The sequence below is a fragment of the Streptomyces sp. NPDC059989 genome (genome assembly GCF_042736975.1).
Taxonomy (GTDB): Bacteria; Actinomycetota; Actinomycetes; order Streptomycetales; family Streptomycetaceae; genus Streptomyces.
Window position 1 is genome coordinate 17251 of record NZ_JBHWUO010000055.1, and the last position, 20935, is coordinate 38185.

Here is a 20935-nt window from a genome sequence, read left to right on the forward strand (position 1 = left end):
GAGTCGGGCGTGCGCGCGGAGCCGGAGCCGGTGGTCGTGGAGCTGGGTGAGGACGGACTGCGTCCCGGAAGGGCGGTCCTGCGCACCGAGACGCTGCTCGTCCTGGCGCTGTCGCTGGGTGCGAGCGGGGTCTCGGCGCTGATCAGCTTCATCGGCTCGCTCACCAAGCCGGGCGGGCTCAAGGACCAGGCCGCCACGCTCAACGGCTCCTACGCCCCCGGCCGGCCCTGGCTGGACCTGGCCTGGCAGCTGTTCGGCATCGGCACCGCGCTGGTCCCCGTCCTGCTGGTGGCGCACCTGCTGACCCGCGAGGGTGCGCCGGGGCTCCGCGTGCTGGGCTTCGACCGCACCCGGCCGGTGTGGGACCTCGGGCGCGGGGCCCTCGTGGCCGCCGGGATCGGGAGCGCGGGGCTGGCCTTCTACCTGGGCGCCCGGGCCACCGGGTTCAACCTCACGGTGGTGCCGGAGGCGCTGCCCGACGTGTGGTGGAAGTTCCCCGTACTGATCCTCTCCGCGGTGCAGAACTCCGTGGTGGAGGAGGTCATCGTGCTGGCCTACCTGCTGCGCAGGCTCGACCAGCTGGGCTGGTCGCCGATGGCCGCGCTGCTGGCCGGCTCCCTGCTGCGCGGCTCGTACCACCTCTACCAGGGCATCGGCGGCTTCATCGGCAACGTGGTGATGGGCGTCGTCTTCGTGCTGGCCTACCGCCGCTGGGGACGGGTGGGGCCGCTCGTCGTCGCGCACGCGCTGCTCGACATCGTGGCCTTCGGCGGGTACGCGCTGCTCGCGGGCAAGGTGGGCTGGCTGCCGACGCCGTGACGGGAGGGCGGGCGGGCCCCGCCGCGGCGCCGGCGGCCCGGCCGTCGGGGGTCACGGGGAGGTGAGCAGCTCCCCGTCGAGGACGGTGACCGCGTGTCCCGTCAGCAGGGTGCGCTCGCCGGCCAGGGTCACCCGTACGAGCCCCTTGCGGGCGCCGCCCTGGAGGCCGGTCAGCTCGGTGCGGCCCAGGCGCTGCGCCCAGAACGGGGCCAGGGCGGTGTGGGCGCTGCCGGTGACCGGGTCCTCGTCGATCCCGAAGGCGGGGAAGAAGCCGCGGGAGACGAAGTCGTAACCGAGCGAGGGATCCTCGGCGGGCGCGGTGACGATCACCCCGCGCCTGGCGAAGGCGCGCAGGGCGGCGTGGTCCGGCTCCAGCTCGCGGACGGTCCTCTCGTCGGCGAGCTCGACGAGGAGGTCGCCGATGTGGTCGGCGGTGTCGTGCACGGAGAGGATCGGGGCGCCGCCCAGCGCGTGGTCGACGGCGGTCGGCGCCGGGACCGGGGTGAGGGACGACGTCGGGAAGTCCATGGTGATCGTGCCGTCCCCGGTGGCCTCGGCCGTGAGGATGCCGCACCGCGCGGTGAAACGGATCCGGCCCGTGGCCAGGCCTTCGGCGGCGAGTACGTGCGCGGTGGCGAGCGTGGCGTGGCCGCACATGTCGACCTCGGCGACCGGGGTGAACCAGCGCAGCGCCCAGTCGGCGTCCCCGCCGGGCGGCAGGGGGTGCGCGAAGGCGGTCTCGGAGAGGTTCACCTCGGAGGCGACCTGTTGGAGCCAGGCGTCCGGGGGGAACCCCGTGTCGAGGAGCAGGACTCCGGCGGGGTTCCCGTGGAAGGGGCGGTCGGTGAAGGCGTCGACGATTCGGATGCGCATGGGCCGACCGTAGGACGGTTCACCGATTCCGGACAAAGGCCAATCCGGTGTGATTGGCGTTGTTCCGCCGCGCCGGCGGTCAGGTCCGGGAGAGGGCGACTGTCGCCGACAGTTTCCGATATATCGTTGACGCATCGCGATCGATCACCGATAGTGGAGACATCGGAGAACCGATGAAGCAAGGACGACGTGACGAAAGGAGCGCGACCATGCGTTCACACGGACATGAGCACGGACACGAGCACGGGCGGGGGCACGGCCACTGCGGGCCCGATCGTCGGGAGGAGTTCGCGGGGCGGCGCGCCGCCTTCGGCCCCTTCGGACCCGGCTTCGGCGGCGGCCCCTTCGGTGGGCGCGGCGGCCGCGGCGGACCGCGCGGGCGGGCCCGGCGGGGTGACGTGCGCGCCTCGATCCTGGCGCTGCTCGCCGACCGGCCGATGCACGGCTACGAGATGATCCAGGAGATCGGCGAGCGCAGCGGCGGGGCCTGGAAGCCCAGCCCCGGCTCGGTCTACCCGACCCTCCAGCTGCTGGAGGACGAGGGCCTGATCACGAACGAGAGCGAGGGCGGCAAGAAGCTGTTCACGCTCACCGACGCGGGCCGCACCGAGGCCGAGTCGGGCCCGGACGCCCCTTGGGCCGATGCGGGCCGGGGTTTCGACTTCGAGGCGATGCACGAGATCCGGACGGCCGGCGTCGGCCTGATGGAGGCCTTCGGGCAGGTGTTCAAGACCGGCTCGCCCGAGCAGCGCGAGAAGGCCCTCGCGGTCATCAACGACGCCCGCAAGAAGCTCTACCTGATCCTGGCCGACGAGCACTGAGTGCCCCGGCCGCGACCCCGGCAACGGGCGGCGCGCCCCGCGAATCCTTCGCGGGGCGCGCTGCCGTACGTACGGAGGTCTCCGGGGCGGGCGTCAGACGACCAGGCCGGCCAGCTTGCGGAGGGATTCGTTCAGCGCGGCGGTGGCCGAGTCCTTGAGCTTGCCCGCCATCAGGGAGACGGCGGCTCCGGTGAACTCGCCGTCGATGCGGACGGTGGTCGCCCCGCCGTCCGGGACCAGGGTGTACCGGGTCAGGACGGCCACGCCCATCGGTCCCTTGCCGGTGATGGCGAAGACGCGCTCGTCCTCCAGCTCCGAGACGGTCCAGACGACCTCGGCCGGGAAGCCCATCATCTTCATGTTCTCGGCGAAGGTGGAGCCGACCGCGAGGGTCTCCGGGCCGCCCTTCGGGAAATTGGTGTGGGTCATGCTCCACTGGCCGTACGCGTCCCAGTCCGTCAGCTGGGACCAGACCTTCGCGGCGGACGCCTCGATGCGTGATTCCGCGGTGACTTCGGCCATGCGACCACCCCTTCTCGTCGGGTACGTGCGGCGGAACGTAGCCCCGGCGGGCGGAACATTCAATACTGACGACCAGTCAGATATCGCGGGAGGGTGCCCCGCCGTGTCGGGTGCGTCTCAACAGGTGTCATGCCCGTGACGGTACTGACCGGCCCTGCCATGATGGCCCGATGCAAGCGTCAGGGAAAAACGCCGGACTGGGCCTCGCCCTGGTCTCGGCGTTCGCGTTCGGTGGTTCCGGAGTGGCGGCGAAGCCGCTGATCGAGGCGGGTCTGGACCCCCTCCAGATGGTCTGGCTCAGGGTGGCCGGGGCAGCGCTCGTGCTGTCCCCGCTGGCCTGGCGCCACCGCGATCTGCTGTGGCGCAAGCCCGCGCTGCTCGCGGGATTCGGGCTGATCGCCGTCGCGGGCGTGCAGGCCTTCTACTTCGCCTCCCTGTCCCGGATCCCCGTCGGCGTGGCCCTCCTGCTGGAGTACCTCGGGCCGGCGCTGCTGCTGGGCTGGATCCGCTTCGTGCAGCGCAAGCCCGTGACGAGGGGGGCCGCGGCCGGCGCCGCCGTGGCCGTCGTCGGCCTGGCCTGTGTGGTCGAGATCTGGGCCGGACTGAGCCTGGACCTGCTGGGCGTGCTGTTCGGTCTCGCCGCGGCCTGCTGCCAGGCCTTCTACTTCGTCTTCGCCGACCAGGGCGCCGACGGGGACGACGTGCCCGACCCGCTCGGGGTGATCGCGTACGGCATGATCGTCGGCGCCCTGGTGATGACGGTGATCGCCCGGCCGTGGGAGATCGACTGGCAGGTGCTGGGCGGTCAGGCCTCCGTGGGCGGCACGATGATGCCCGCGCCGGTGCTGCTCGGCTGGGTGGTGCTGGTCGCGACCGTCTTCGCCTACCTGACCGGCGTGGTCTCGGTGCGCAAGCTGTCCCCGCAGGTCGCGGGCGTGGTGGCCTGCCTGGAGGCGGTCGTCGCCACCGTGCTGGCCTGGATCCTGCTCGGCGAGCACCTCTCGACCTGGCAGATCGTCGGCGGCGGCCTGGTGCTGGGCGGCGCCTTCATCGCGCAGTCCTCCCGGCCGACCCCGCCGGCCGCCGCCGATCCGGCCGTGCTGGACCGCGCGACCACCTCCGCATAGGGTGGCGATCATGCCGTCGACCGTGCTTCCGCCTCCCGCCGCCTAGCGCGGGCGGCCCTTCACGTATCCACCCGGCCCGGGGAGCACCCGGGCGGGTGTGCGCTGCCCGCGAAGCGATGACCTGCCTCTTTCATCCTTCACGCATGCGCGGAGACTTTCGTGTCGAACCTTTCGCCCGCCACCGGGCGCAGTCTGCTGTACCTCGTCGTCGCCGGAGCCGCCTGGGGCACCGCCGGAGCGGCCGCCTCCCTGCTCTTCCTCGCCAGTGACCTCGGTCCGCTCGCCCTGTCGTTCTGGCGGTGCGCGGGCGGGCTCGTGGTGCTGCTGGGGGTGCTCGCCGTACGCCGGCCCCGCCCCGGGCAGGGCCGGGTACGGCCTTCGGCCCGGTCGCTGATCGCGACCGGGCTGCTGTTCACGCTCTTCCAGTCCGCGTACTTCGCCGCCGTGCGGGAGACCGGTCTCGCCGTCGGGACCGTGGTCACCCTCGGAGCCGGTCCCGTGCTCATCGCGCTCGGGGCGCGGTACCGGATGGGCGAGCGGCTCGGGCGCGGCGGCGTGGCCGCCGTCGCGGGGGCGCTGGCCGGACTGGCCGTACTGGTCCTGGGCAGCGGGGGCGGTGAGGTGCGCCCGCTCGGTGTCGGCTGGGCGCTGCTGTCGGCCGCCGGGTACGCGGCGATGACGCTGCGGGCCCGCCGGCTCGGACGGCTCGGGGCGGGCGGGGACCCCCTCGTCACCACCGCCTGGTCGGTCGGGGTGGGCACGCTGTGCCTGCTGCCGCTCGCCGCCGTGGAGGGGCTGTTGCCGCACACCGCCGAGATCGGGCGGGTGCTCTGGCTGCTGGTGTACGTCGCGACCGTGCCGACGGCGCTGGCGTACGCGCTCTACTTCACCGGGGCCGCGGCCGTGCGGGCCGCGACCGTATCGGTGATCATGCTGATCGAGCCGGTGAGCGCGGCGGCGATCGCCGTCCTGGTGCTCGGCGAGCGGCTGACCGGCGCGGTGGTGCTGGGCACCGTACTGCTGCTCACGGCGGTGGGCGCGCTGATCGTGGAGGAGGTGCGGCGGCCTGCGGACCGTCCGGCCGGTGATCCGGCCGGACGGTCCGCCGCCGTGGCGCCTCGTCCTCAGAGCGCGGCGAGGTAGTCCGGGGCGGCGATGCCGGGGGCCAGGTCCGCGGAGGGTACGGGGGTTCCGTACGCCGGCGCGACCGGGACCACGCCCGCCCAGTAGGGCAGGTCCATGTCCTCGGCCTCGTCGTTCGGCCCGCCCGTACGGATCTTCGCGGACACCTCGGTCAGGTCCAGGCGGATCACCGCGGTGGCCGCGAGTTCCTTGGCGCTGGCGGGCCGGGAGTCCGCGGAGCGGCCCGGGACGACGTGGTCGACGAGGGCGTCGAGCGCCGTCCGGCACTCCTCCTCGTCGGTGACCTGGTAGGCGGTGCCGTGGACGACCACCGAGCGGTAGTTGAGCGAGTGGTGGAAGGCCGAGCGGGCCAGCACCAGGCCGTCGACGTGGGTCACGGTCACGCAGACCGGCAGGCCCGGGTCGGCCTTGCCGGCCGCGAGGAGGGGGCGGGAGCCGGTGGAGCCGTGGATGTAGAGGGACTCGCCGACCCGTCCGAAGAGCGTCGGCAGGACCACCGGCGCGCCGTCGCGGACGAAACCGAGGTGGCAGACGTAGGCCTGGTCGAGTATCGAGTGCACCGTCTCGCGGTCGTAGCGCGCCCGCTCGCGGGAACGGCTGGGAACCGTGCGGTCGGTGGGCTCGTAGGCGGCGGCGGTGGCGGTCATGGTGCGAACTCCATTGCACTAGTGCATAATGTGGTTTGTGCTAGGAGACTACAGGATCACGGGTCGGCGCGCATCGGACATCGCGGCCAGCGTCGAAGCGGGCGTGGGGACGGGCGAGCTCGCGCCGGGGGCGCTGCTGCCGCCGATGCGGGAGCTCGCGGGCGAGCTGGGGGTGAACCCCAACACCGTGGCGGCCGCGTACCGGACGCTGCGCGAGCGCGGGGTCATCGAGACCGACGGGCGGCGCGGCAGCCGGGTACGGGCCAGGCCGGCGAGCGCGCCGCGCGAAGCGATGCGGACGGCCGTGCCCGTGGGCGTACGGGACATCACCGCGGGCAACCCGGACGTGTCGCTGCTGCCTTCGCTCGACGGGGCGCTGGCGGCCGCGGCGCGGCGGTACGCGGCGGCGCCGACGCTGTACGGGGAGGACCCGGTGCTCCCCGACCTGGCGCGGCTGGCGCGGGCCGACCTGGACGCCGACGGGGTGCCGCCCGGGCCCCTCGCGGTGACCTCGGGCGCGCTGGACGCGATCGAACGGGTCCTCGCCGCCCACCTGAAGCCCGGGGACGCCGTCGCGGTCGAGGATCCGGGGTGGAGCAGCGTGCTGGACCTGGTGCCGGCGCTCGGGCTGCGGATCCTGCCGGTGGCGGTGGACGACGACGGTCCGCGCCCCGAGGCGGTGGCGGGGGCCCTGGCGGCCGGGGCGGGGGCGCTGCTGGTCACCGCCCGGGCACAGAACCCCACCGGGGCGGCGGTCGGTGCGGAGCGGGCGGCGGAGCTGCGGGCGCTGCTGGCGGACCGGCCCGGGGTCCTGGTCATCGACGACGACCACGGGCACGGGATCGTGGACCTGCCCCTGCACCCCCTGGGCGGCGTGACCCGGCACTGGGCGCTGATCCGCTCCGCGGCCAAGGCGTACGGGCCGGACCTGCGGCTGGCGGTGCTCACCGGTGATCCGGTGACGCTGGACCGGGTGCGCGGGCGGCAGCGGCTGGGCCCGGGGTGGGTGAGCCGGCTGCTCCAGTACGCGGTGGTGGAGCTGTGGAGCTCGGGGGCGGTGGACACGGCCGCGGTGGCCCGCTCGTACGGGGGACGGCGCGACGGGCTGGTCGCGGCCCTGCGGGAGCGGGGGGTACTGGCCCACGGGCGGAGCGGGCTGAACGTATGGGTGCCGGTGGACGACGAGACCGGGGCCGTGACGCGGCTGCTGGCCGCCGGGTGGGCGGTGACCGGCGGGGCGCGGTTCCGGGTGGAGTCGCAGCCGGGGATCCGGCTGACCGTTTCCGGGCTGGGGATGGGAGAGGTGGCGGGGCTGGCCGACGCGGTCGCCGCGGCGGTGCGGCCGGGGCCGGCGGGGGTGCGGTACGTCTGACGGCGGGCCCCCGCCCCGCTGTCAGGCGGGGCGCCGGGCCGTGGGGCGGGTTTGGGTGAGGGCGGCGCCGGCCAGGACGATCGCGGCGCCGACCGGGGTGTTCCAGTGGAGCTGTTCGCCGAGGACCAGGACGCCCGCCGTGGTGGCGATGACGGGGATGAAGTACGTGACCATCTGGGCGGTGGTCGGGCCGATCTCCGACACCAGGCCGTACTGCATCTGCAGGGCCATGCCGGTGCCGAGGGCGCCCAGGGCGATCACCGACAGGGTCGGCCAGAGGGGGAAGGCGGTGGGGGTGGACGTGAACACCGCGCTGACCAGGGCGAGCTGGAGCGTGGAGACCAGCAGCTGGCCGCCCGTCAGGGCCACCGGGGAGCCCGGGGTGCCGGCCAGGGTGCGGCGGACGTAGATCCAGCCGATCGGGTAGCAGAGCGAGGCCAGCAGGGCGAACGCGGTGCCCTTGGCGTCGACCCCCGAGAAGCCCTGCCAGGCGCCGAGGACCGTGAGGACGCCCAGGAAGCCCAGGCCCAGGCCCGCGAAGCGGCGGCGCGTGGGGCGGTCCTCGGACAGGGCGACCAGGGAGAGCGCCATGCCCCACAGCGGTGAAGTGGCGTTGCAGATGCCGGCCAGGCTGGAGGGGATGCTCAGTTCCGCGTACGCGAAGAGCGAGAACGGGGCGGTGTTGAGCAGGAGCGCCGCAACGGTGAGGTGGCCCCAGGTGCGCAGCCCGCGGGGCAGCGGCTCGCGGCGGACCAGCAGGACGGAGAGCAGGGCGAGCGCGCCGAACAGGACTCGGCCCAGCGCCACCTGGAACGGTGCGTACGCCTCCGTGCCCACCTTGATCAGCAGGAAGCTGAAGCCCCAGATGACCGAGAGGATCGCGAAGCGGACGCGCCAGTCCAGGAGCACGCCCCGGCGGGCGGTCTTCGTGGAGTGCGGCGTGGGGGCCGGGAGGGTGGGGCGGGCGGTGGTCGGTGCGCTCATGGTCTTTACTGTGCTCGTGTCAACCTCGTAGAACAAGCGAGACTTCCTGAGGGTGACGGCGTAGCATCGCTTACATGTTGAACCTGGAGCGCCTGCGCACCCTCGACGCCCTCGCCCGCCACGGTTCGGTCAGCGGCGCGGCCGACGGACTCCACGTCACCACCTCCGCCGTGTCCCAGCAGATGGCCAAGCTGGAGCGGGAGGTCGGCCAGCCGCTGCTCGCCAAGAACGGGCGCGGGGTCCGGCTCACCGACGCCGGGCGGCTGCTCGCCGATCACGCGGCCCGGATCATCTCCCAGGTGGAGCTCGCCCAGGCCGATGTGGAGGCCCAGCGCGGCTGCGCCGTGGGTGAGCTGCGCATCGGCGCCTTCCCGACGGCCATGCGCGGGCTGCTGCCCCAGGCCCTGTCGACCCTGCGCGCCGGACATCCGGAACTGCGCGCCAGGGTGCGCGAGGAGGAGCCCGAGGAGTCCATGGCCGCGGTGGTGCGCGGGGACCTCGACATGGCCCTGGCCATCGACTGGCACAACAAGCGGATGCCGGTGCCCGCCGAGCTCACCCGTACGCACCTGCTCGACGACTCGGTCGACATCGCGGTCCCGGCCGGACACCGGCTGGCCGGCCGGACCACCGAGGTCTCCCTCGCCGAGTTCGCCGACGACGACTGGATCTCCTGGAACGAGGGCCAGTTCTGCCACGAGTGGCTCGTCTACACCCTCCGCGGGACCGGGATCGAGCCGCGCATCACCCACATCGCCGAGGAGCACCACACCCAGCTGGCCTTCGTGGAGGCCGGGCTCGGGGTGTGCGTGGCGCCGAAGCTGGGCCGCGGCCCGGTGCCGGCCGGGGTCCGGCTGCTGCCGGTCTGCGACACCGTACGCCGCCACGTGTACGCCGTATGGCGGGCGGACGCCGACCGCCGGCCCTCCATCCGCGCGGCCGTCGAGGCGCTGCGGCAGGCCGCCGCCGGACAGCCCTAGAGCTTGGACAGCCTTAGAGCTTGGACAGCCCTAGAGCTTGCGGAAGTCCCACGAGACGATCGACTCGGGGGTGAGGCGGATCCAGGCGTGCCGCCCGTCGTGCGGCATCTCCTCGATGCCGAAGTTCTTGACCGGGAAGATCCGCTCCGCCTCGGCCAGCTCCGGGCAGGGCTCGCCGGTGCGCGGGGCCTCGCCGACGAAGACGGCGGTGCCGGACAGCTCCACGCCGCGCAGTTCGTCGTAGGACTCGCCGGAGTCGACGACCACCGAGATCCGCGGGTCCTTGCGCAGGTCGGACCAGCGCCGGCTGCGCGTGATCGAGTACAGCCACAGCGAGGTGCCGTCCCAGGCGAACCACAGGGCGCCCACGTGCGGGCGGCCGTCGGGGGAGACCGTGGCCACCCGGCAAGTCCGCTGCTCGCGCAGGAAGGCGTCCAGTTCCGCGTCGGTCATCATGATCCGGCGGCCCCGGCGCTGTCCGTTCCCCGTCCGTGCTTCGTTCATCCGTCCCGCACCCCTTCACATCTGACTGTGTGTCAGGAATCATGCGGGCTCTTCCGTCGTCACGCCAGGGGGAGCCATGCAGGATCTCGATCCCGCCACCACCGCGCTGCTCACCGTCGAGTGCCAGAACGGCGTCGTCGGCGAGGAGAGCGCCCTGCCCGAGCTCGCGAAGGAGGCCCGGGACTCCGGGATGCTGGACCGGGTGGCGGCGCTGGTGGACGCCGCGCGCGGGGCCGGCGTACAGGTGCTGCACGCGGTCGCCGAGCGGCGGCCCGACGGGCTCGGGGCGAACCTCAACGCGCGGCTGTTCCGGGCCGCCGGGAGACTGCCCGTGCGCCAGCTGACCGGGAGCAGGGCGGTGGAGGTCGCGGCCCCCGTCACCGTGGCCGAGCAGGACCTCGTCGTCCGGCGGCTGCACGGGCTCTCCCCGATGGCCGGCACCGATCTGGACGCGCTGCTGCGCAATCTCGGCATCCGTACCCTCGTCGTCACCGGGGTCTCCTCGAACATCGCCATCCCGAACACCGTCTTCGATGCCGTGAACCTCGGTTACGAGGTGGTGGTCCCGGCCGATGCCATCGCCGGGGTGCCCGCCTCCTGCACCGCCGAGGTGATCCGCAACTCCCTCGCGCTGGTCGCGAGCATCACCACGGCCGAAGCGCTCCTTATGCAGTGGGATCCCGCGACCTGACCCCCGTAACCTGGGCGGATGTTGTCCGAAGTGATCGCGACCCGCTACGTCACGCCCCTGCGTGAGGGCGGCTCGCTCCCGGGAATCGTCGAGGCCGACGACCTCGGTACCTACGTCATGAAATTCACCGGAGCCGGCCAGGGCCGCAAGACCCTGGTCGCCGAAGTCATCTGCGGGCGCCTGGCCCAGCGGCTGGGCCTGCGGGTCCCGCGGCTGGTGCAGATGCAGCTCGACCCCGTCATCGGGCTCGGCGAGCCCGACCAGGAGGTCCAGGAGCTGCTCAAGGCCAGCGGCGGGCTGAACCTGGGCATGGACTACCTGCCCGGCTCGATCGGCTTCGACCCGCTCGCCTACCAGGTGGACCCGGTCGAGGCGGGGCGCGTGGTCTGGTTCGACGCCCTGATCAACAACGTCGACCGGTCCTGGCGCAACCCGAACATGCTGGTCTGGCACGGGGACCTCTGGCTCATCGACCACGGCGCCACGATGATCTGGCACCACAACTGGCCCACCGCCGAGGCCGCCGCGGCCAAGCCGTACAACGCGTCCGACCACGTCCTGGCCCCCGTGGGTCCGGACGTCGCGGGCGCGGCGGCCGCGCTCGCGCCGCTGGTGACCGAGGAGCTCCTCACCGAGGTCGCGGCCGACGTACCCGACGAGTGGCTGGTCGACGAGCCCGGCTTCGACTCCACCGACGCGCTGCGGCGCGCCTATGTGGAGGCGCTGCTGCCGCGCGCGGCCACGATCCACGAGAGGATCACCATGGAGGCCGAGGTCAAGCAGCGGTCCGGTCCGCCGGGCTGGCTCGCCGAGCGCCTCGCCCCCCTGCCCCACAAGAAGAAGAGCGACAACGAGTGACCAAGCGGGACGTGTTCGAGTACGCGCTGGTGCGTGTGGTGCCCCGGATGGAGCGCGGCGAGTGTTTCAACGCCGGCGTGATCGTCTACTGCCGGGCCCATGCGTACGTGGCGGCGCGCACCCATCTCGACGAGGCGAAGCTGCTCGCACTGGATCCCGGGGCCGATGTGGCCGGGGTGCGGGCGGCGCTGCGCGGGGTCGAGGGCGTGTGCGCGGGCGGCGAGTCCGCCGGTCAGGCGGCGGGGGACGATGCGGGGCGGCGGTTCCGGTGGCTGATCGCTCCGCGGAGCACGGTGGTGCAGCCGGGGCCGGTGCACACCGGCCTGACGGCCGATCCCGCGGCGGAGCTGGAGCGGCTGCTGGAGCTGTTGGTCCGCTGACCGGGGTCCCGCCGGTGGTCGGGTGCGGCGCCTCCCCCAGACTCCGTCCGGGGGGACCCCCGGGGGGCTCCGCCCCCGAGGCCCCGCGCCTCAAACGCCGGCGGGGCTGAACATGCCCGCCGGCGCCGCGAACAGGGCCGGGGTCCGGGTGGCGTTGACACCGGGTGCCAGGGATCCTAGCGTCTCCTCAGCTGAAGCTACTAAGCGGTTGCTCACCTCTGGGCGGCCGCCTCTCAAGGGCGAGGAGATCCAGCATGTCCACCACCGAGCAGCGCGTCGCGATCGTGACCGGGGCGGCCCGGGGCATCGGCGCGGCCACCGCCGTACGCCTGGCCGCCGAGGGCCGCGCCGTCGCCGTACTCGACCTCGACGAGGCGGCCTGCAAGGACACCGTGGAGGCGATCACGGCGGCCGGCGGCAAGGCCCTGGCGGTCGGCTGCGACGTCTCCGACGGCGCGCAGGTGGAGGCCGCCGTCGCGCGCGTCGCGACCGAGCTCGGCGCCCCGACCATCCTGGTCAACAACGCGGGCGTGCTGCGCGACAACCTGCTCTTCAAGATGAGCGAGACCGACTGGGACACGGTCATGAACGTCCACCTGCGCGGCGCCTTCCTGATGTCGAAGGCCTGTCAGAAGTACATGGTGGACGCCAAGTTCGGCCGCATCGTGAACCTCTCCAGCAGCTCGGCGCTCGGCAACCGCGGCCAGGTCAACTACTCCGCCGCCAAGGCCGGCCTGCAGGGCTTCACCAAGACCCTGGCCATCGAGCTCGGCAAGTTCGGCGTCACCGCCAACGCCGTCGCCCCCGGCTTCATCGTCACCGAGATGACCGCCCAGACCGCCGCCCGCGTCGGCATGGGCTTCGAGGACTTCCAGGCGGCCGCCGCCACCCAGATCCCCGTCCACCGCGTCGGCCGCCCGGACGACATCGCCAACGCCATCGCCTTCTTCACGGGCGACGCCGCCGGCTTCGTCTCCGGCCAGGTCATGTACGTGGCCGGCGGCCCGCTCAACTGACGCGTTCACGAAAGGCAGGGCGTACGGCCATGACGGACAGCAAGGAAAGCGGCATCGACAGCGGCATCGACAGTGGCAGGGTCGCGCTGATCACCGGGGCGAGCCGGGGCATCGGCTACGGCATCGCCGAGGCGCTGGTCGCGCGCGGCGACCGGCTCTGCATCACCGGGCGCAACGAGGAGGCCCTCAAGGAGGCCGTCGAGCGGCTCGGCTCGGACCGGGTGATCGGGGTCGCCGGCAAGGCGCACGACGAGGAGCACCAGGCCGTCGCCGTCGAGCGCACGATGGAGGCCTTCGGCCGCGTCGACTTCCTGATCAACAACGCCGGCACCAATCCGGTCTTCGGCCCGATCGCGGACCTGGACCTCGGGGTCGCGCGCAAGGTCTTCGAGACCAATGTGATCTCGGCGCTCGGCTTCGCCCAGCGGACCTGGCACGCCTGGCAGAAGGAGAACGGCGGGGCGATCGTGAACATCGCCTCGATCGCCGGCGTCTCCGCCTCGCCCTTCATCGGCGCGTACGGGATGAGCAAGGCCGCCATGGTCAACCTCACCCTCCAGCTCGCCCACGAGATGGCCCCCGGGGTCCGGGTCAACGCGATCGCCCCCGCGGTGGTCAAGACGAAGTTCGCGCAGGCGCTCTACGAGGGCCGGGAGCAGGAGGCCGCGGCCGCCTATCCGCTCGGCCGGCTGGGGGTCCCGGAGGACATCGGAGGGGCCGCCGCGTTCCTCACATCTGCACAAGCGGAATGGATCACGGGGCAAACCCTGATCGTTGACGGGGGAATGTTCCTCAATGCCGGGGTGCACTGACCGATAACCGGACAGATTTGCCCTCGGAAGGGTGGCAAATGCGTACCTAATGTGCACGGAACCGGTCAAGTGCCCCACGAAACCTACCCCTTGGATTCGTGGGGCACTGCGGTAGGGTCTGCCGCACCCCTGGCTGATCGAGGAGCGTGCACGTGTTCAACCGGACCAGATGCCTGCAGATCACTGCGGCCCTTGCGTCCATATCCCTGCTCGCCGGTTGCGGCCTGCTTTCGGACGACAGTGCCGGTGACGCGAAGCCGATCATCGTGGGCACGACCAGTGCCCCCAGCACCCTCGATCCCGCCGCGGCGTGGGACGGCTCCTGGGAGCTGTACCGGAACGTCTACCAGACGCTCCTCGCCTTCCCCACGGGCTCCACCAAGCCCCAGCCGGACGCCGCCCAGAGCTGCGAGTTCACCGACGCGGCGAGCCAGGCGTACCGGTGCACCCTGCGCAAGGGCCTGAAGTTCTCCAACGGGGAGCCGCTCGACGCCAAGGCGGTCAAGCACTCCCTGGACCGGATCAAGACCATCGGCTCCAAGGTCGGCCCCAAGGACCTCTTCGGCAGCCTGGAGAAGATCGAGACGCCGGACCCGCTGACGGTCGTCTTCCACCTGAAGACCTCGGACGCCACCTTCCCGTACGTCCTCGGCTCGCCGGCCGCCTCACTGGTCGCGCCCAAGGAGTACCCGGCCGACAAGGTGCGCGAGGACGGCAAGGTCACCGGCTCCGGCCCGTTCGTGCTCGACTCGTACAAGGAGGGCTCCGAGGCCGTCCTCGGCCGCAACGAGAGCTACACGGGCTTCGCCAACCGCCGCAACAACGCGGTCACCATCCGCTACTTCACCGACTCCCAGAAGATGGTCTCCGCGCTCAAGGCCAAGGAGATCGACGCCACCTACCGAGGCCTGTCGGCCGCGGAGATCCGGGACCTGCAGAGCCCCGAGGCGCACGCGCTCGGCGTCCAGGTCGTCGAGAACGTCGGCGCCGAGATCCGCTACCTGGTCTTCAACCCGAAGGACCCGCAGGTCAACAAGCTCCCGGTCCGCCAGGCCATCGCGCAGCTCGTCGACCGCGGGGCGCTCGTCTCCAAGGTCTACCAGGGCACCGCCGAGCCGCTGTACTCGATGGTCCCGAAGGGGGTCGTCAGCCACAAGACGCCCTTCTACGACAAGTACGGCCACGCGGACGTCAACAAGGCCAGGAAGATCCTCAAGGACGCCGGGATCACCCAGCCGGTCGAGCTGACCTTCTGGTACACCACCGACCGGTACGGCTCCTCCACCGCCGACGAGTTCACCGAGCTCAAGCGGCAGCTGGACGAGAGCCTGCTCTTCAAGATCACCCTGCGCAGCCAGCCCTGGAAGGCCTTCCAGGAGGGCTACAAGAGCCAGGAGTACCCGGTCTTCGGCCGCGGCTGGTTCCCCGACTTCCCGGACCCGGACAACTTCATCGCGCCGTTCGTCGGCAAGGAGAACGCGGTCGGCACCCCGTACGAGCCCGCCGACATCCTGAACGTGCTGCTGCCCAAGTCCCGCCGGGACAGCGACCGCACGGCCGGTGCGAAGGAGTTCGAGCAGGCGCAGCAGATCTTCGCCGAGGACGTCCGGCTGCTGCCGCTGTGGCAGGGCAAGCTGTACGTCGCGGCCGGCGAGGACATCGCCGGCGCCGAGCGGGCGCTCGACCCGCAGACCGCGATGCAGATGTGGGAGCTGTACCGCAAGACCAGCTGGTAGCGGCCGCAGCGTTGTCAGTGGTCACCGGTAGGTTCTGGAGCAGTTGAACCGAACTTGTACCGGAGGTTGTCGCCGTGACCCAGATGCTGCCCGAGTCCTGGCTCCCCGTCCTCGGCGGGGAGCTGGACCAGCCCTACTTCAGGGAACTCACCGAGTTCGTCGAGAAGGAGCGGGCGAACGGGCCGGTCTACCCGCCCCGCGACCAGGTCTTCGCGGCCCTGGAGGCCACCCCCTTCGACCAGGTGAAGGTGCTGGTCCTCGGCCAGGACCCCTACCACGGTGCCGGACAGGGCCACGGTCTGTGCTTCTCCGTGCAGCCCGGGGTCAAGACCCCGCCCTCGCTGCGCAACATCTACAAGGAGATGAAGGAGGAGCTGGGCCTGCCGATCCCGGACAACGGCTACCTGATGCCGTGGGCCCGGCAGGGCGTCCTGCTCCTCAACGCGGTGCTCACCGTCCGCGAGGCCGAGCCCAACTCGCACAAGGGCAAGGGCTGGGAGAAGTTCACCGACGCGGTGATCCGCGCGGTGTCCGAGCGGCCCGACCCGGCCGTCTTCGTGCTCTGGGGGGCCTACGCCCAGAAGAAGATCCCGCTCATCGACGAGGAGCGGCACGTGATCGTCAAGGGCGCCCACCCCTCGCCGCTCTCGGCCAAGAAGTTCTTCGGCTCCCGGCCCTTCACGCAGATCAACGAGGCCATCGCCGCCCAGGGCCATGAGCCGATCGACTGGCGGATCCCGGACCTCGGCTGACGAAGCCCCGCGCCTCGGCGCCAATGCCGGTGCCTCCGGCTAGCTTCTTGATGATCAGACCGGAGCAGGTCTGGCAGGAGCAAGCCGGAGGCCGCCGTGACGGAGCAGCAGGAGGCGTCGGAGGACGCCGTCATGACCAGGATCGGCCAGGCGGTCATCCTGCTGCACGCCGGTGACCGCGAGGAGGCCCGCAACCGGCTCGGCGAGATCTGGTCGGAGATCGGCGAGGAGGGCGATTCCCTGCACCGGTGCACCCTGGCCCACTACATGGCCGACGCCCAGGACGACCCCGCCGACGAACTGGCCTGGGACCTGAGGGCGCTGACCGCCGCGGAGGCGCTCGAGGACGGACCCGGACCCGGGCCGGCGATGCTGGTGTTCTACCCGTCCCTGCACCTGAGCCTGGCCGCCGACTACGTCAAACTCCAGCGGCCGGAGGCGGCCCGGATCCATCTGGCCCGGGCCCGCGCGGCCACCGGCGCGCTGTCCGACGACGGGTACGGCAACGGCGTACGGGCGGCCATCGCCGGGCTGGAGCGGCGCCTGGCCGTGGAACCGGGCGGGGGGCCCCGGCCGTTCCCGGAGCAGTCCCCGTGAGCCCGCGGACGCGCGGGCGCCCGTAGACCGGCGAGTCCGTGGGCCCGTAGGGCGGGCGGCCGGTCAGTTCCCCTGGACGCCCGCGCAGATGCGGGCCTCCGGGCTGTCCGGGTGCCATCGGCCGTGCCGGCGGCCCAGCGCGCACACATCGGCCGGCCGCACCGGCAGCTCCTTCATCAGCGCGCGCCCGGCCTTCGCGTCGGGCCGGGGATGCTCCGGGCGGCCGCCCGGACGGCCGGGGGCCGCCTCGGCGGACTTCCGGGGCTCCGGGATGTCCGGAACCGGCGGCGCCGCCTCCATGGGCCCGCCGGAGGCCTCCTGCGCGGCGCGCTCGGCGGCGCCGCGCGCCGGGGCCGCGGCCGGGACGCCGGCCGCGGGCTGCGCGGGCCGTTCCGGTACCGACTCCAGCGCCTCCAGCGCGGGCGCCCGGACGACGACCGGGGCGGCTCCCGGCCCGCCGCGCGGCTCGTGGTGCGGCGGCACCCCCGCAGCGGGGACCGCCGCCGGCCCGCCGGCGCCGGGGTTCACATTCACACAGCCGGAGACGGCCGAGACGGCACAGGCGACTCCGAGCAGCAGCGTTGTCGTGGTTCGGGTTGGATGCACCCGCGCAACTCTGCTGGGCGAGGACCGCGTTGTGAAAACCCTGGGCCCATATTCACCCCGCACGGGTGACGGGCCACCCCCTATTCGCCGGTGGCACCGTCGATGTGCTCGCGCAGGAGGTCCGCGTGGCCGTTGTGCCGCGCGTACTCCTCGATCATGTGCGTGTAGACCCAGCGCAGGCTGAAGACCTCGCCGCGGTGGTGGCTCTCGGCCTCCGACACCAGCTCCAGCGACCGGCCCGCGGCGGCCTGCCGGGCCAGCTCGACCTCTGTCTGCCACACCTGCTCGGCCTGGGCCCAGGTGTCCTTGTCGCCGAAGTGGAAGTCGCCGTCCACGTCCTCGCGCGTGGAGTACAGCTCGGGGAGCTCCTCGCCCAGCATGATCTCCCGGAACCAGTACCGCTCCACCTCGGCCATGTGCCGTACGAGGCCCAGCAGGCTCAGTTCGGAGGGCGCGAGCGGGGTGCGGCGCAGCTGCTCGTCCTGGAGTCCCTCACACTTCCAGGCGAGGGTGGCGCGGTGGTAGTCGAGCCAGCCGTCGAGCATTTCGCGCTCGTCGGCGGTGGTGGAGGGCTCGTAGCGATGTGATCCGGAGCTGGTGGTCATTGGGTCATCCTCGGCGAACCGGGGCCCCGCCACCAGGGATTAAGCTGCGAGCATCCCCGCAACGAACGAACCAGGAGGCTCCCGGTGAAAGTCGGCTGCATCGGACTCGGCGACATCGCGCAGAAGGCGTACCTGCCCGTCCTGACCACCCGCCCGGGAGTCGAGCTGCACCTGCAGACGCGTACGCCCGCCACGCTGGAGCGGATCGGCGCCTTCCACCACATCCCGGCCGCGCGCCGGCACACCGATCTCGACGCGCTGCTCGACCAGGGCCTCGACGCGGCCTTCGTGCACGCCCCGACCGCCGTGCACCCCGAGATCGTCACGCGGCTGCTGGAAGCCGGCGTGCCGACGTACGTGGACAAGCCGCTGGCCTACGAGTTCAGCGACTCGCTGCGGCTGGTGGAACTGGCCGAGGAGCGCGGGGTCTCCCTCGCCGTCGGCTTCAACCGGCGCCACGCGCCCGGCTACGTGCAGTGCGCCGACCACCCGCGCGACCTGATCATCATGCAGAAGAACCGGGTCGGGCTCCCCGAGGACCCGCGCACGATGGTCCTGGACGACTTCATCCACGTCGTCGACACCCTGCGCTTCCTTCTGCCCGGCGAGACCGACCACATCGACGTCCGGGCCGTGGTGCGCGACGGGCTGATGCACCAGGTGGTGCTCCAGCTGTCCGGCGCCGGTTTCACCGCGCTCGGCATCATGAACCGGCTGTCCGGTTCCACCGAGGAGATCCTGGAGGTGGCCGGGCAGGACACCAAACGGCAGGTCGTCAACCTCGCCGAGATCATCGACCACAAGGGCCAGCCGACCGTGCGGCGCCGCGGGGACTGGGTGTCGGTCGCCCGCCAGCGCGGCATCGAGCAGGTCGTGGACCACTTCCTGGAGGCCGTCTCGGCGGGCAAGACGCTCAGCGCGCGGGACGCGCTGCTCACCCACGAGTTGTGCGAGCGGGTGGTGGGCTCGGCTCTGGAGCAGGCTTCCTGAGCGTGCGGACGCCCTGCGCCGCGCAGTAGGCGGCCAGCGCCGCGAGGGCCGCGGCCACCGGCCAGTCGCCGAACCGGACGTAGAGGGTCGTGCCGCGGGCGAGCGGGACCTCGTACACCGCCGCCGTGCTCGCGGAGGTGGGCAGGGCGGGCCCGATCCGCTGCCCGGAGGGGCCGTGCACCGCGCTGATGCCGGTGAGGGTGGCGTGCACCACCGGGCGGCCGGTCTCGGCCGCGCGCAGCGCCGCCAGCGAGGCGTGCTGGGCCGGGGCCCAGCTGCCCTGGAAGGTGGAGGTCGCCGACTGGGCGACGATGAGGTCGGCGCCGTCGCGGGTCAGGTGCCGGCTCATGTCGGGGAAGGCCGACTCGAAGCAGACCAGCGGGCCGAGCCGGATCCCGGGCCTGCCGTCCTGGCGGGCGGGCAGGTTCATGACCACCGGGGCGTCGCCGGGCACGCGGTCCTCGCCGGCCGCCTTGCCGACGGAGGTGGCCCAGCCGAGCAGGGCCCGCGCCGGTACGTACTCGCCGAACGGGACCAGCCGCATCTTGTCGTACCGGTCGCCGGTGGGGCCCCGGTCGCCCACGAGCACCGCGCTCTTGCGGATCCCGGGGCCCTCCGAGCTCCGCGCGTCCACATTGACCAGCAGCGGAGCCCCGACCTCCGCGGACAGCGAAGCCAGCCGGCGGGCCAGGTCCGGGCGGGCCGCCAGGTCCTCGCCGACACTGCTCTCGCCCCACACCACCAGGTCGACCCGCTGCCCGGCCAGGGCCCGCGTGAGCCGCTCCCCGGTCGCGAACCGCCGCTCCGGGCCGGCCGTGCCGTCGGCGCCCTCCGCCACCACGCCCGGCTGGACGACGGCCACGCGCAGGCCGCCCGACACCTCGGGGCGCGGCACCCACAGCCACACCACCCCGGTCAGCACCGCGCACCCCGTCATCCCGGCCAGGGCCGGGACCCGCGCCCGGGGAACGGTGATCAGCAGCACCACGGCGCAGTTCACCGCCACCACCAGCAGGCTCACCAGCCACACCCCGCCCACCGAGGCCAGCCGCAGCGCGGGCGGCACCTGCCACTGGCTCGCCCCCAGCAGCCCCCACGGCCCGCCCAGCCCCTGCCAGGAGCGGACCAGCTCCGACAGCAGCCACCCCGCCGGTACGAGGACCAGCGCGGCGCCCGCCCGGCCGGCGGCCGGGAGCCCGCCGAGCAACTCGCGTACCACCAGCGCCCAGGGGATCCACAGCAGGCCCAGCAGCGCGGCCACGGGGACCAGGAACACGTGCAGGCTGGGCAGCAGCCAGTGGTGGACGGCCACGATGAAGCCCGCGCCGCCGAGCCAGCCCTCCAGCGCCGCCCGCCGCCCGGTGGGGGCCGACCTCAGCAGCAGCATCCAGGGCACGAGGGCGACGTACGCGAACCACCAGAGCGCGGGGGCGGGGAAGGCGAGCGCGGGCAGGGCGCCGGCGGCGACCGCGGCCGGCGCACGCCACCGCTGGGACCGTCCGCTCCGGGTCGAGACCATGGCGCCTCCGCTTCCAGTGTGGCAGTGCCGGACGGCCCGGGCCCGGCCGTGCGGGCGGGCAGGCCCGGGCCGTCCCTAGGCGGACATGTGTCGCCACTTCTCGTGCACGGTGACGCGGGTGAGCCGCCAGCCGTCGCGGGTCCGGGCCAGCGCGAAGGTGTAGCGCCCGGCCGCGACGAAGTTGGGCGCGGTGACCGTCCCGTCGAACTCCGGCCCCGCCAGCCTCATCGGATTGAGGAAGTCCGCCCGCACCTCCGCGCTGTCGCCCGGCGAACCGCCCTGGTCCTCCAGCCGGATCAGCCGGTTGACGACGAGGTGCTGACGCACCGGGAAGAGCTGCATGGTCTCCGCGAGCCAGTCGGCCACCTCCCCGGCGGGGCCCTCGATCCCGCCCGCGGAGCTGTAGTCGGCCCGCCCGGCCGCGGTGAACAGGGCGCGGTACGCCGCCCAGTCGCCGTCGTCGACGGCCACCGCGTACCCCGAGACCACCTCGTCGATCGCCAGCCGGTCCATTACCGTCGCGAGGTCCACACGCTGCGTCATCGGGACAGTGTGGGGCTGCGCGGGCACCAGGCCAAGGG

General features: G+C 72.8%; 24 protein-coding genes. 15 read left to right on the forward strand and 9 right to left on the reverse strand.

Going from position 1 to position 20935, the window contains the following annotated elements; genetic code table 11:
• The first annotated feature begins 9 nt into the window (after positions 1-9).
• On the forward strand, positions 10-819 hold the full coding sequence (locus tag ACFWBN_RS33120) for a CPBP family intramembrane glutamic endopeptidase (RefSeq protein ID WP_385183217.1): 810 nt from the start codon (positions 10-12) through the stop codon (positions 817-819).
• A gap of 51 nt (positions 820-870) precedes the next feature.
• Here ACFWBN_RS33120 and ACFWBN_RS33125 read toward each other — a convergent pair whose 3' ends face one another.
• Positions 871-1692 carry a PhzF family phenazine biosynthesis protein gene (locus tag ACFWBN_RS33125; protein WP_385183220.1) on the reverse strand — a complete coding sequence of 274 codons (822 nt, stop codon included), beginning with the start codon at positions 1690-1692 and terminating at the stop codon, positions 871-873.
• Positions 1693-1901: 209 nt separating this feature from the next.
• Here ACFWBN_RS33125 and ACFWBN_RS33130 point away from each other — a divergent pair, with 209 nt between their 5' ends.
• A complete protein-coding gene (locus ACFWBN_RS33130) occupies positions 1902-2513 on the forward strand; it encodes a PadR family transcriptional regulator (RefSeq protein ID WP_385183223.1) in 612 nt (203 codons plus the stop codon).
• A 93-nt stretch (positions 2514-2606) separates the two neighbouring features.
• Here ACFWBN_RS33130 and ACFWBN_RS33135 read toward each other — a convergent pair whose 3' ends face one another.
• Positions 2607-3035, reverse strand: coding sequence for an SRPBCC family protein (locus tag ACFWBN_RS33135; RefSeq protein ID WP_385183226.1), 429 nt, complete (start codon positions 3033-3035; stop codon positions 2607-2609).
• Between the two features lie 170 nt (positions 3036-3205).
• On the opposite strand from ACFWBN_RS33135, the gene ACFWBN_RS33140 reads away from it, so the two are divergent.
• On the forward strand, positions 3206-4162 hold the full coding sequence (locus ACFWBN_RS33140; RefSeq protein WP_385183229.1) for a DMT family transporter: 957 nt from the start codon (positions 3206-3208) through the stop codon (positions 4160-4162).
• Between the two features lie 159 nt (positions 4163-4321).
• Positions 4322-5305 carry a DMT family transporter gene (locus tag ACFWBN_RS33145; protein ID WP_385183232.1) on the forward strand — a complete coding sequence of 328 codons (984 nt, stop codon included), beginning with the start codon at positions 4322-4324 and terminating at the stop codon, positions 5303-5305.
• Here ACFWBN_RS33145 and ACFWBN_RS33150 read toward each other — a convergent pair.
• Positions 5287-5952, reverse strand: a complete 666-nt coding sequence (locus tag ACFWBN_RS33150) for a pyridoxamine 5'-phosphate oxidase family protein (RefSeq protein WP_385183234.1) — start codon at positions 5950-5952, stop codon at positions 5287-5289. The genes ACFWBN_RS33145 and ACFWBN_RS33150 overlap by 19 nt on opposite strands.
• Positions 5953-5989: 37 nt before the next feature.
• On the opposite strand from ACFWBN_RS33150, the gene ACFWBN_RS33155 reads away from it, so the two are divergent.
• On the forward strand, positions 5990-7324 hold the full coding sequence (locus tag ACFWBN_RS33155; RefSeq protein ID WP_385183237.1) for an aminotransferase class I/II-fold pyridoxal phosphate-dependent enzyme: 1335 nt from the start codon (positions 5990-5992) through the stop codon (positions 7322-7324).
• Positions 7325-7345: 21 nt separating this feature from the next.
• Here the strand turns inward: ACFWBN_RS33155 and ACFWBN_RS33160 are convergent, their stop codons facing one another.
• Positions 7346-8308, reverse strand: a complete 963-nt coding sequence (locus ACFWBN_RS33160) for a DMT family transporter (protein WP_385183240.1) — start codon at positions 8306-8308, stop codon at positions 7346-7348.
• Positions 8309-8382: 74 nt separating this feature from the next.
• Here ACFWBN_RS33160 and ACFWBN_RS33165 point away from each other — a divergent pair, with 74 nt between their 5' ends.
• Positions 8383-9288, forward strand: a complete 906-nt coding sequence (locus ACFWBN_RS33165; protein ID WP_385183243.1) for a LysR substrate-binding domain-containing protein — start codon at positions 8383-8385, stop codon at positions 9286-9288.
• Between the two features lie 30 nt (positions 9289-9318).
• Here ACFWBN_RS33165 and ACFWBN_RS33170 read toward each other — a convergent pair whose 3' ends face one another.
• Positions 9319-9792 carry a pyridoxamine 5'-phosphate oxidase family protein gene (locus tag ACFWBN_RS33170; RefSeq protein WP_385183245.1) on the reverse strand — a complete coding sequence of 158 codons (474 nt, stop codon included), beginning with the start codon at positions 9790-9792 and terminating at the stop codon, positions 9319-9321.
• Between the two features lie 76 nt (positions 9793-9868).
• Here ACFWBN_RS33170 and ACFWBN_RS33175 point away from each other — a divergent pair, with 76 nt between their 5' ends.
• The 8 genes from ACFWBN_RS33175 to ACFWBN_RS33210 all read left to right on the forward strand — a co-directional run bounded on the left by ACFWBN_RS33175 (position 9869) and on the right by ACFWBN_RS33210 (position 16634).
• The gene (locus ACFWBN_RS33175) at positions 9869-10483 is read left to right on the forward strand and encodes a cysteine hydrolase (RefSeq protein ID WP_385183248.1); all 615 of its coding nucleotides are present in this window, start codon (positions 9869-9871) and stop codon (positions 10481-10483) included.
• 18 nt (positions 10484-10501) lie between these two features.
• A complete protein-coding gene (locus ACFWBN_RS33180; protein WP_385183251.1) occupies positions 10502-11341 on the forward strand; it encodes a HipA family kinase in 840 nt (279 codons plus the stop codon).
• The gene (locus ACFWBN_RS33185) at positions 11338-11721 is read left to right on the forward strand and encodes a DUF3037 domain-containing protein (RefSeq protein ID WP_385183254.1); all 384 of its coding nucleotides are present in this window, start codon (positions 11338-11340) and stop codon (positions 11719-11721) included. The genes ACFWBN_RS33180 and ACFWBN_RS33185 overlap by 4 nt, the downstream gene beginning before the upstream one ends.
• Before the next feature lie 254 nt (positions 11722-11975).
• Positions 11976-12737 (forward strand): 3-oxoacyl-ACP reductase FabG, encoded by a 762-nt coding sequence (gene fabG / locus ACFWBN_RS33190; protein WP_385183257.1) that lies wholly within the window; start codon positions 11976-11978, stop codon positions 12735-12737.
• A 29-nt stretch (positions 12738-12766) separates the two neighbouring features.
• The gene (locus ACFWBN_RS33195) at positions 12767-13549 is read left to right on the forward strand and encodes an SDR family oxidoreductase (protein WP_385183260.1); all 783 of its coding nucleotides are present in this window, start codon (positions 12767-12769) and stop codon (positions 13547-13549) included.
• 152 nt (positions 13550-13701) lie between these two features.
• A complete protein-coding gene (locus ACFWBN_RS33200; RefSeq protein WP_385183263.1) occupies positions 13702-15285 on the forward strand; it encodes an ABC transporter substrate-binding protein in 1584 nt (527 codons plus the stop codon).
• Between the two features lie 83 nt (positions 15286-15368).
• Positions 15369-16037, forward strand: a complete 669-nt coding sequence (locus tag ACFWBN_RS33205; protein ID WP_385183305.1) for a uracil-DNA glycosylase — start codon at positions 15369-15371, stop codon at positions 16035-16037.
• Positions 16038-16133: 96 nt separating this feature from the next.
• A complete protein-coding gene (locus ACFWBN_RS33210; RefSeq protein ID WP_385183266.1) occupies positions 16134-16634 on the forward strand; it encodes a hypothetical protein in 501 nt (166 codons plus the stop codon).
• Between the two features lie 63 nt (positions 16635-16697).
• On the opposite strand, the gene ACFWBN_RS33215 is transcribed toward ACFWBN_RS33210, so the two are convergent.
• Complete coding sequence (locus tag ACFWBN_RS33215) at positions 16698-17240, reverse strand: hypothetical protein (protein WP_385183269.1); 543 nt, start codon at positions 17238-17240, stop codon at positions 16698-16700.
• Positions 17241-17320: 80 nt separating this feature from the next.
• A complete protein-coding gene (locus ACFWBN_RS33220; protein ID WP_385183272.1) occupies positions 17321-17845 on the reverse strand; it encodes a DinB family protein in 525 nt (174 codons plus the stop codon).
• An 84-nt stretch (positions 17846-17929) separates the two neighbouring features.
• On the opposite strand from ACFWBN_RS33220, the gene ACFWBN_RS33225 reads away from it, so the two are divergent.
• Positions 17930-18835 carry a Gfo/Idh/MocA family protein gene (locus ACFWBN_RS33225; RefSeq protein ID WP_385183275.1) on the forward strand — a complete coding sequence of 302 codons (906 nt, stop codon included), beginning with the start codon at positions 17930-17932 and terminating at the stop codon, positions 18833-18835.
• On the opposite strand, the gene lnt is transcribed toward ACFWBN_RS33225, so the two are convergent.
• Positions 18780-20354, reverse strand: a complete 1575-nt coding sequence (lnt, locus tag ACFWBN_RS33230; RefSeq protein WP_385183278.1) for an apolipoprotein N-acyltransferase — start codon at positions 20352-20354, stop codon at positions 18780-18782. The two genes, ACFWBN_RS33225 and lnt, sit on opposite strands and share 56 nt — an antisense overlap.
• 75 nt (positions 20355-20429) lie before the next feature.
• On the reverse strand, positions 20430-20897 hold the full coding sequence (locus tag ACFWBN_RS33235) for a nuclear transport factor 2 family protein (RefSeq protein WP_385183281.1): 468 nt from the start codon (positions 20895-20897) through the stop codon (positions 20430-20432).
• Between the last annotated feature and the right edge of the window lie 38 nt (positions 20898-20935).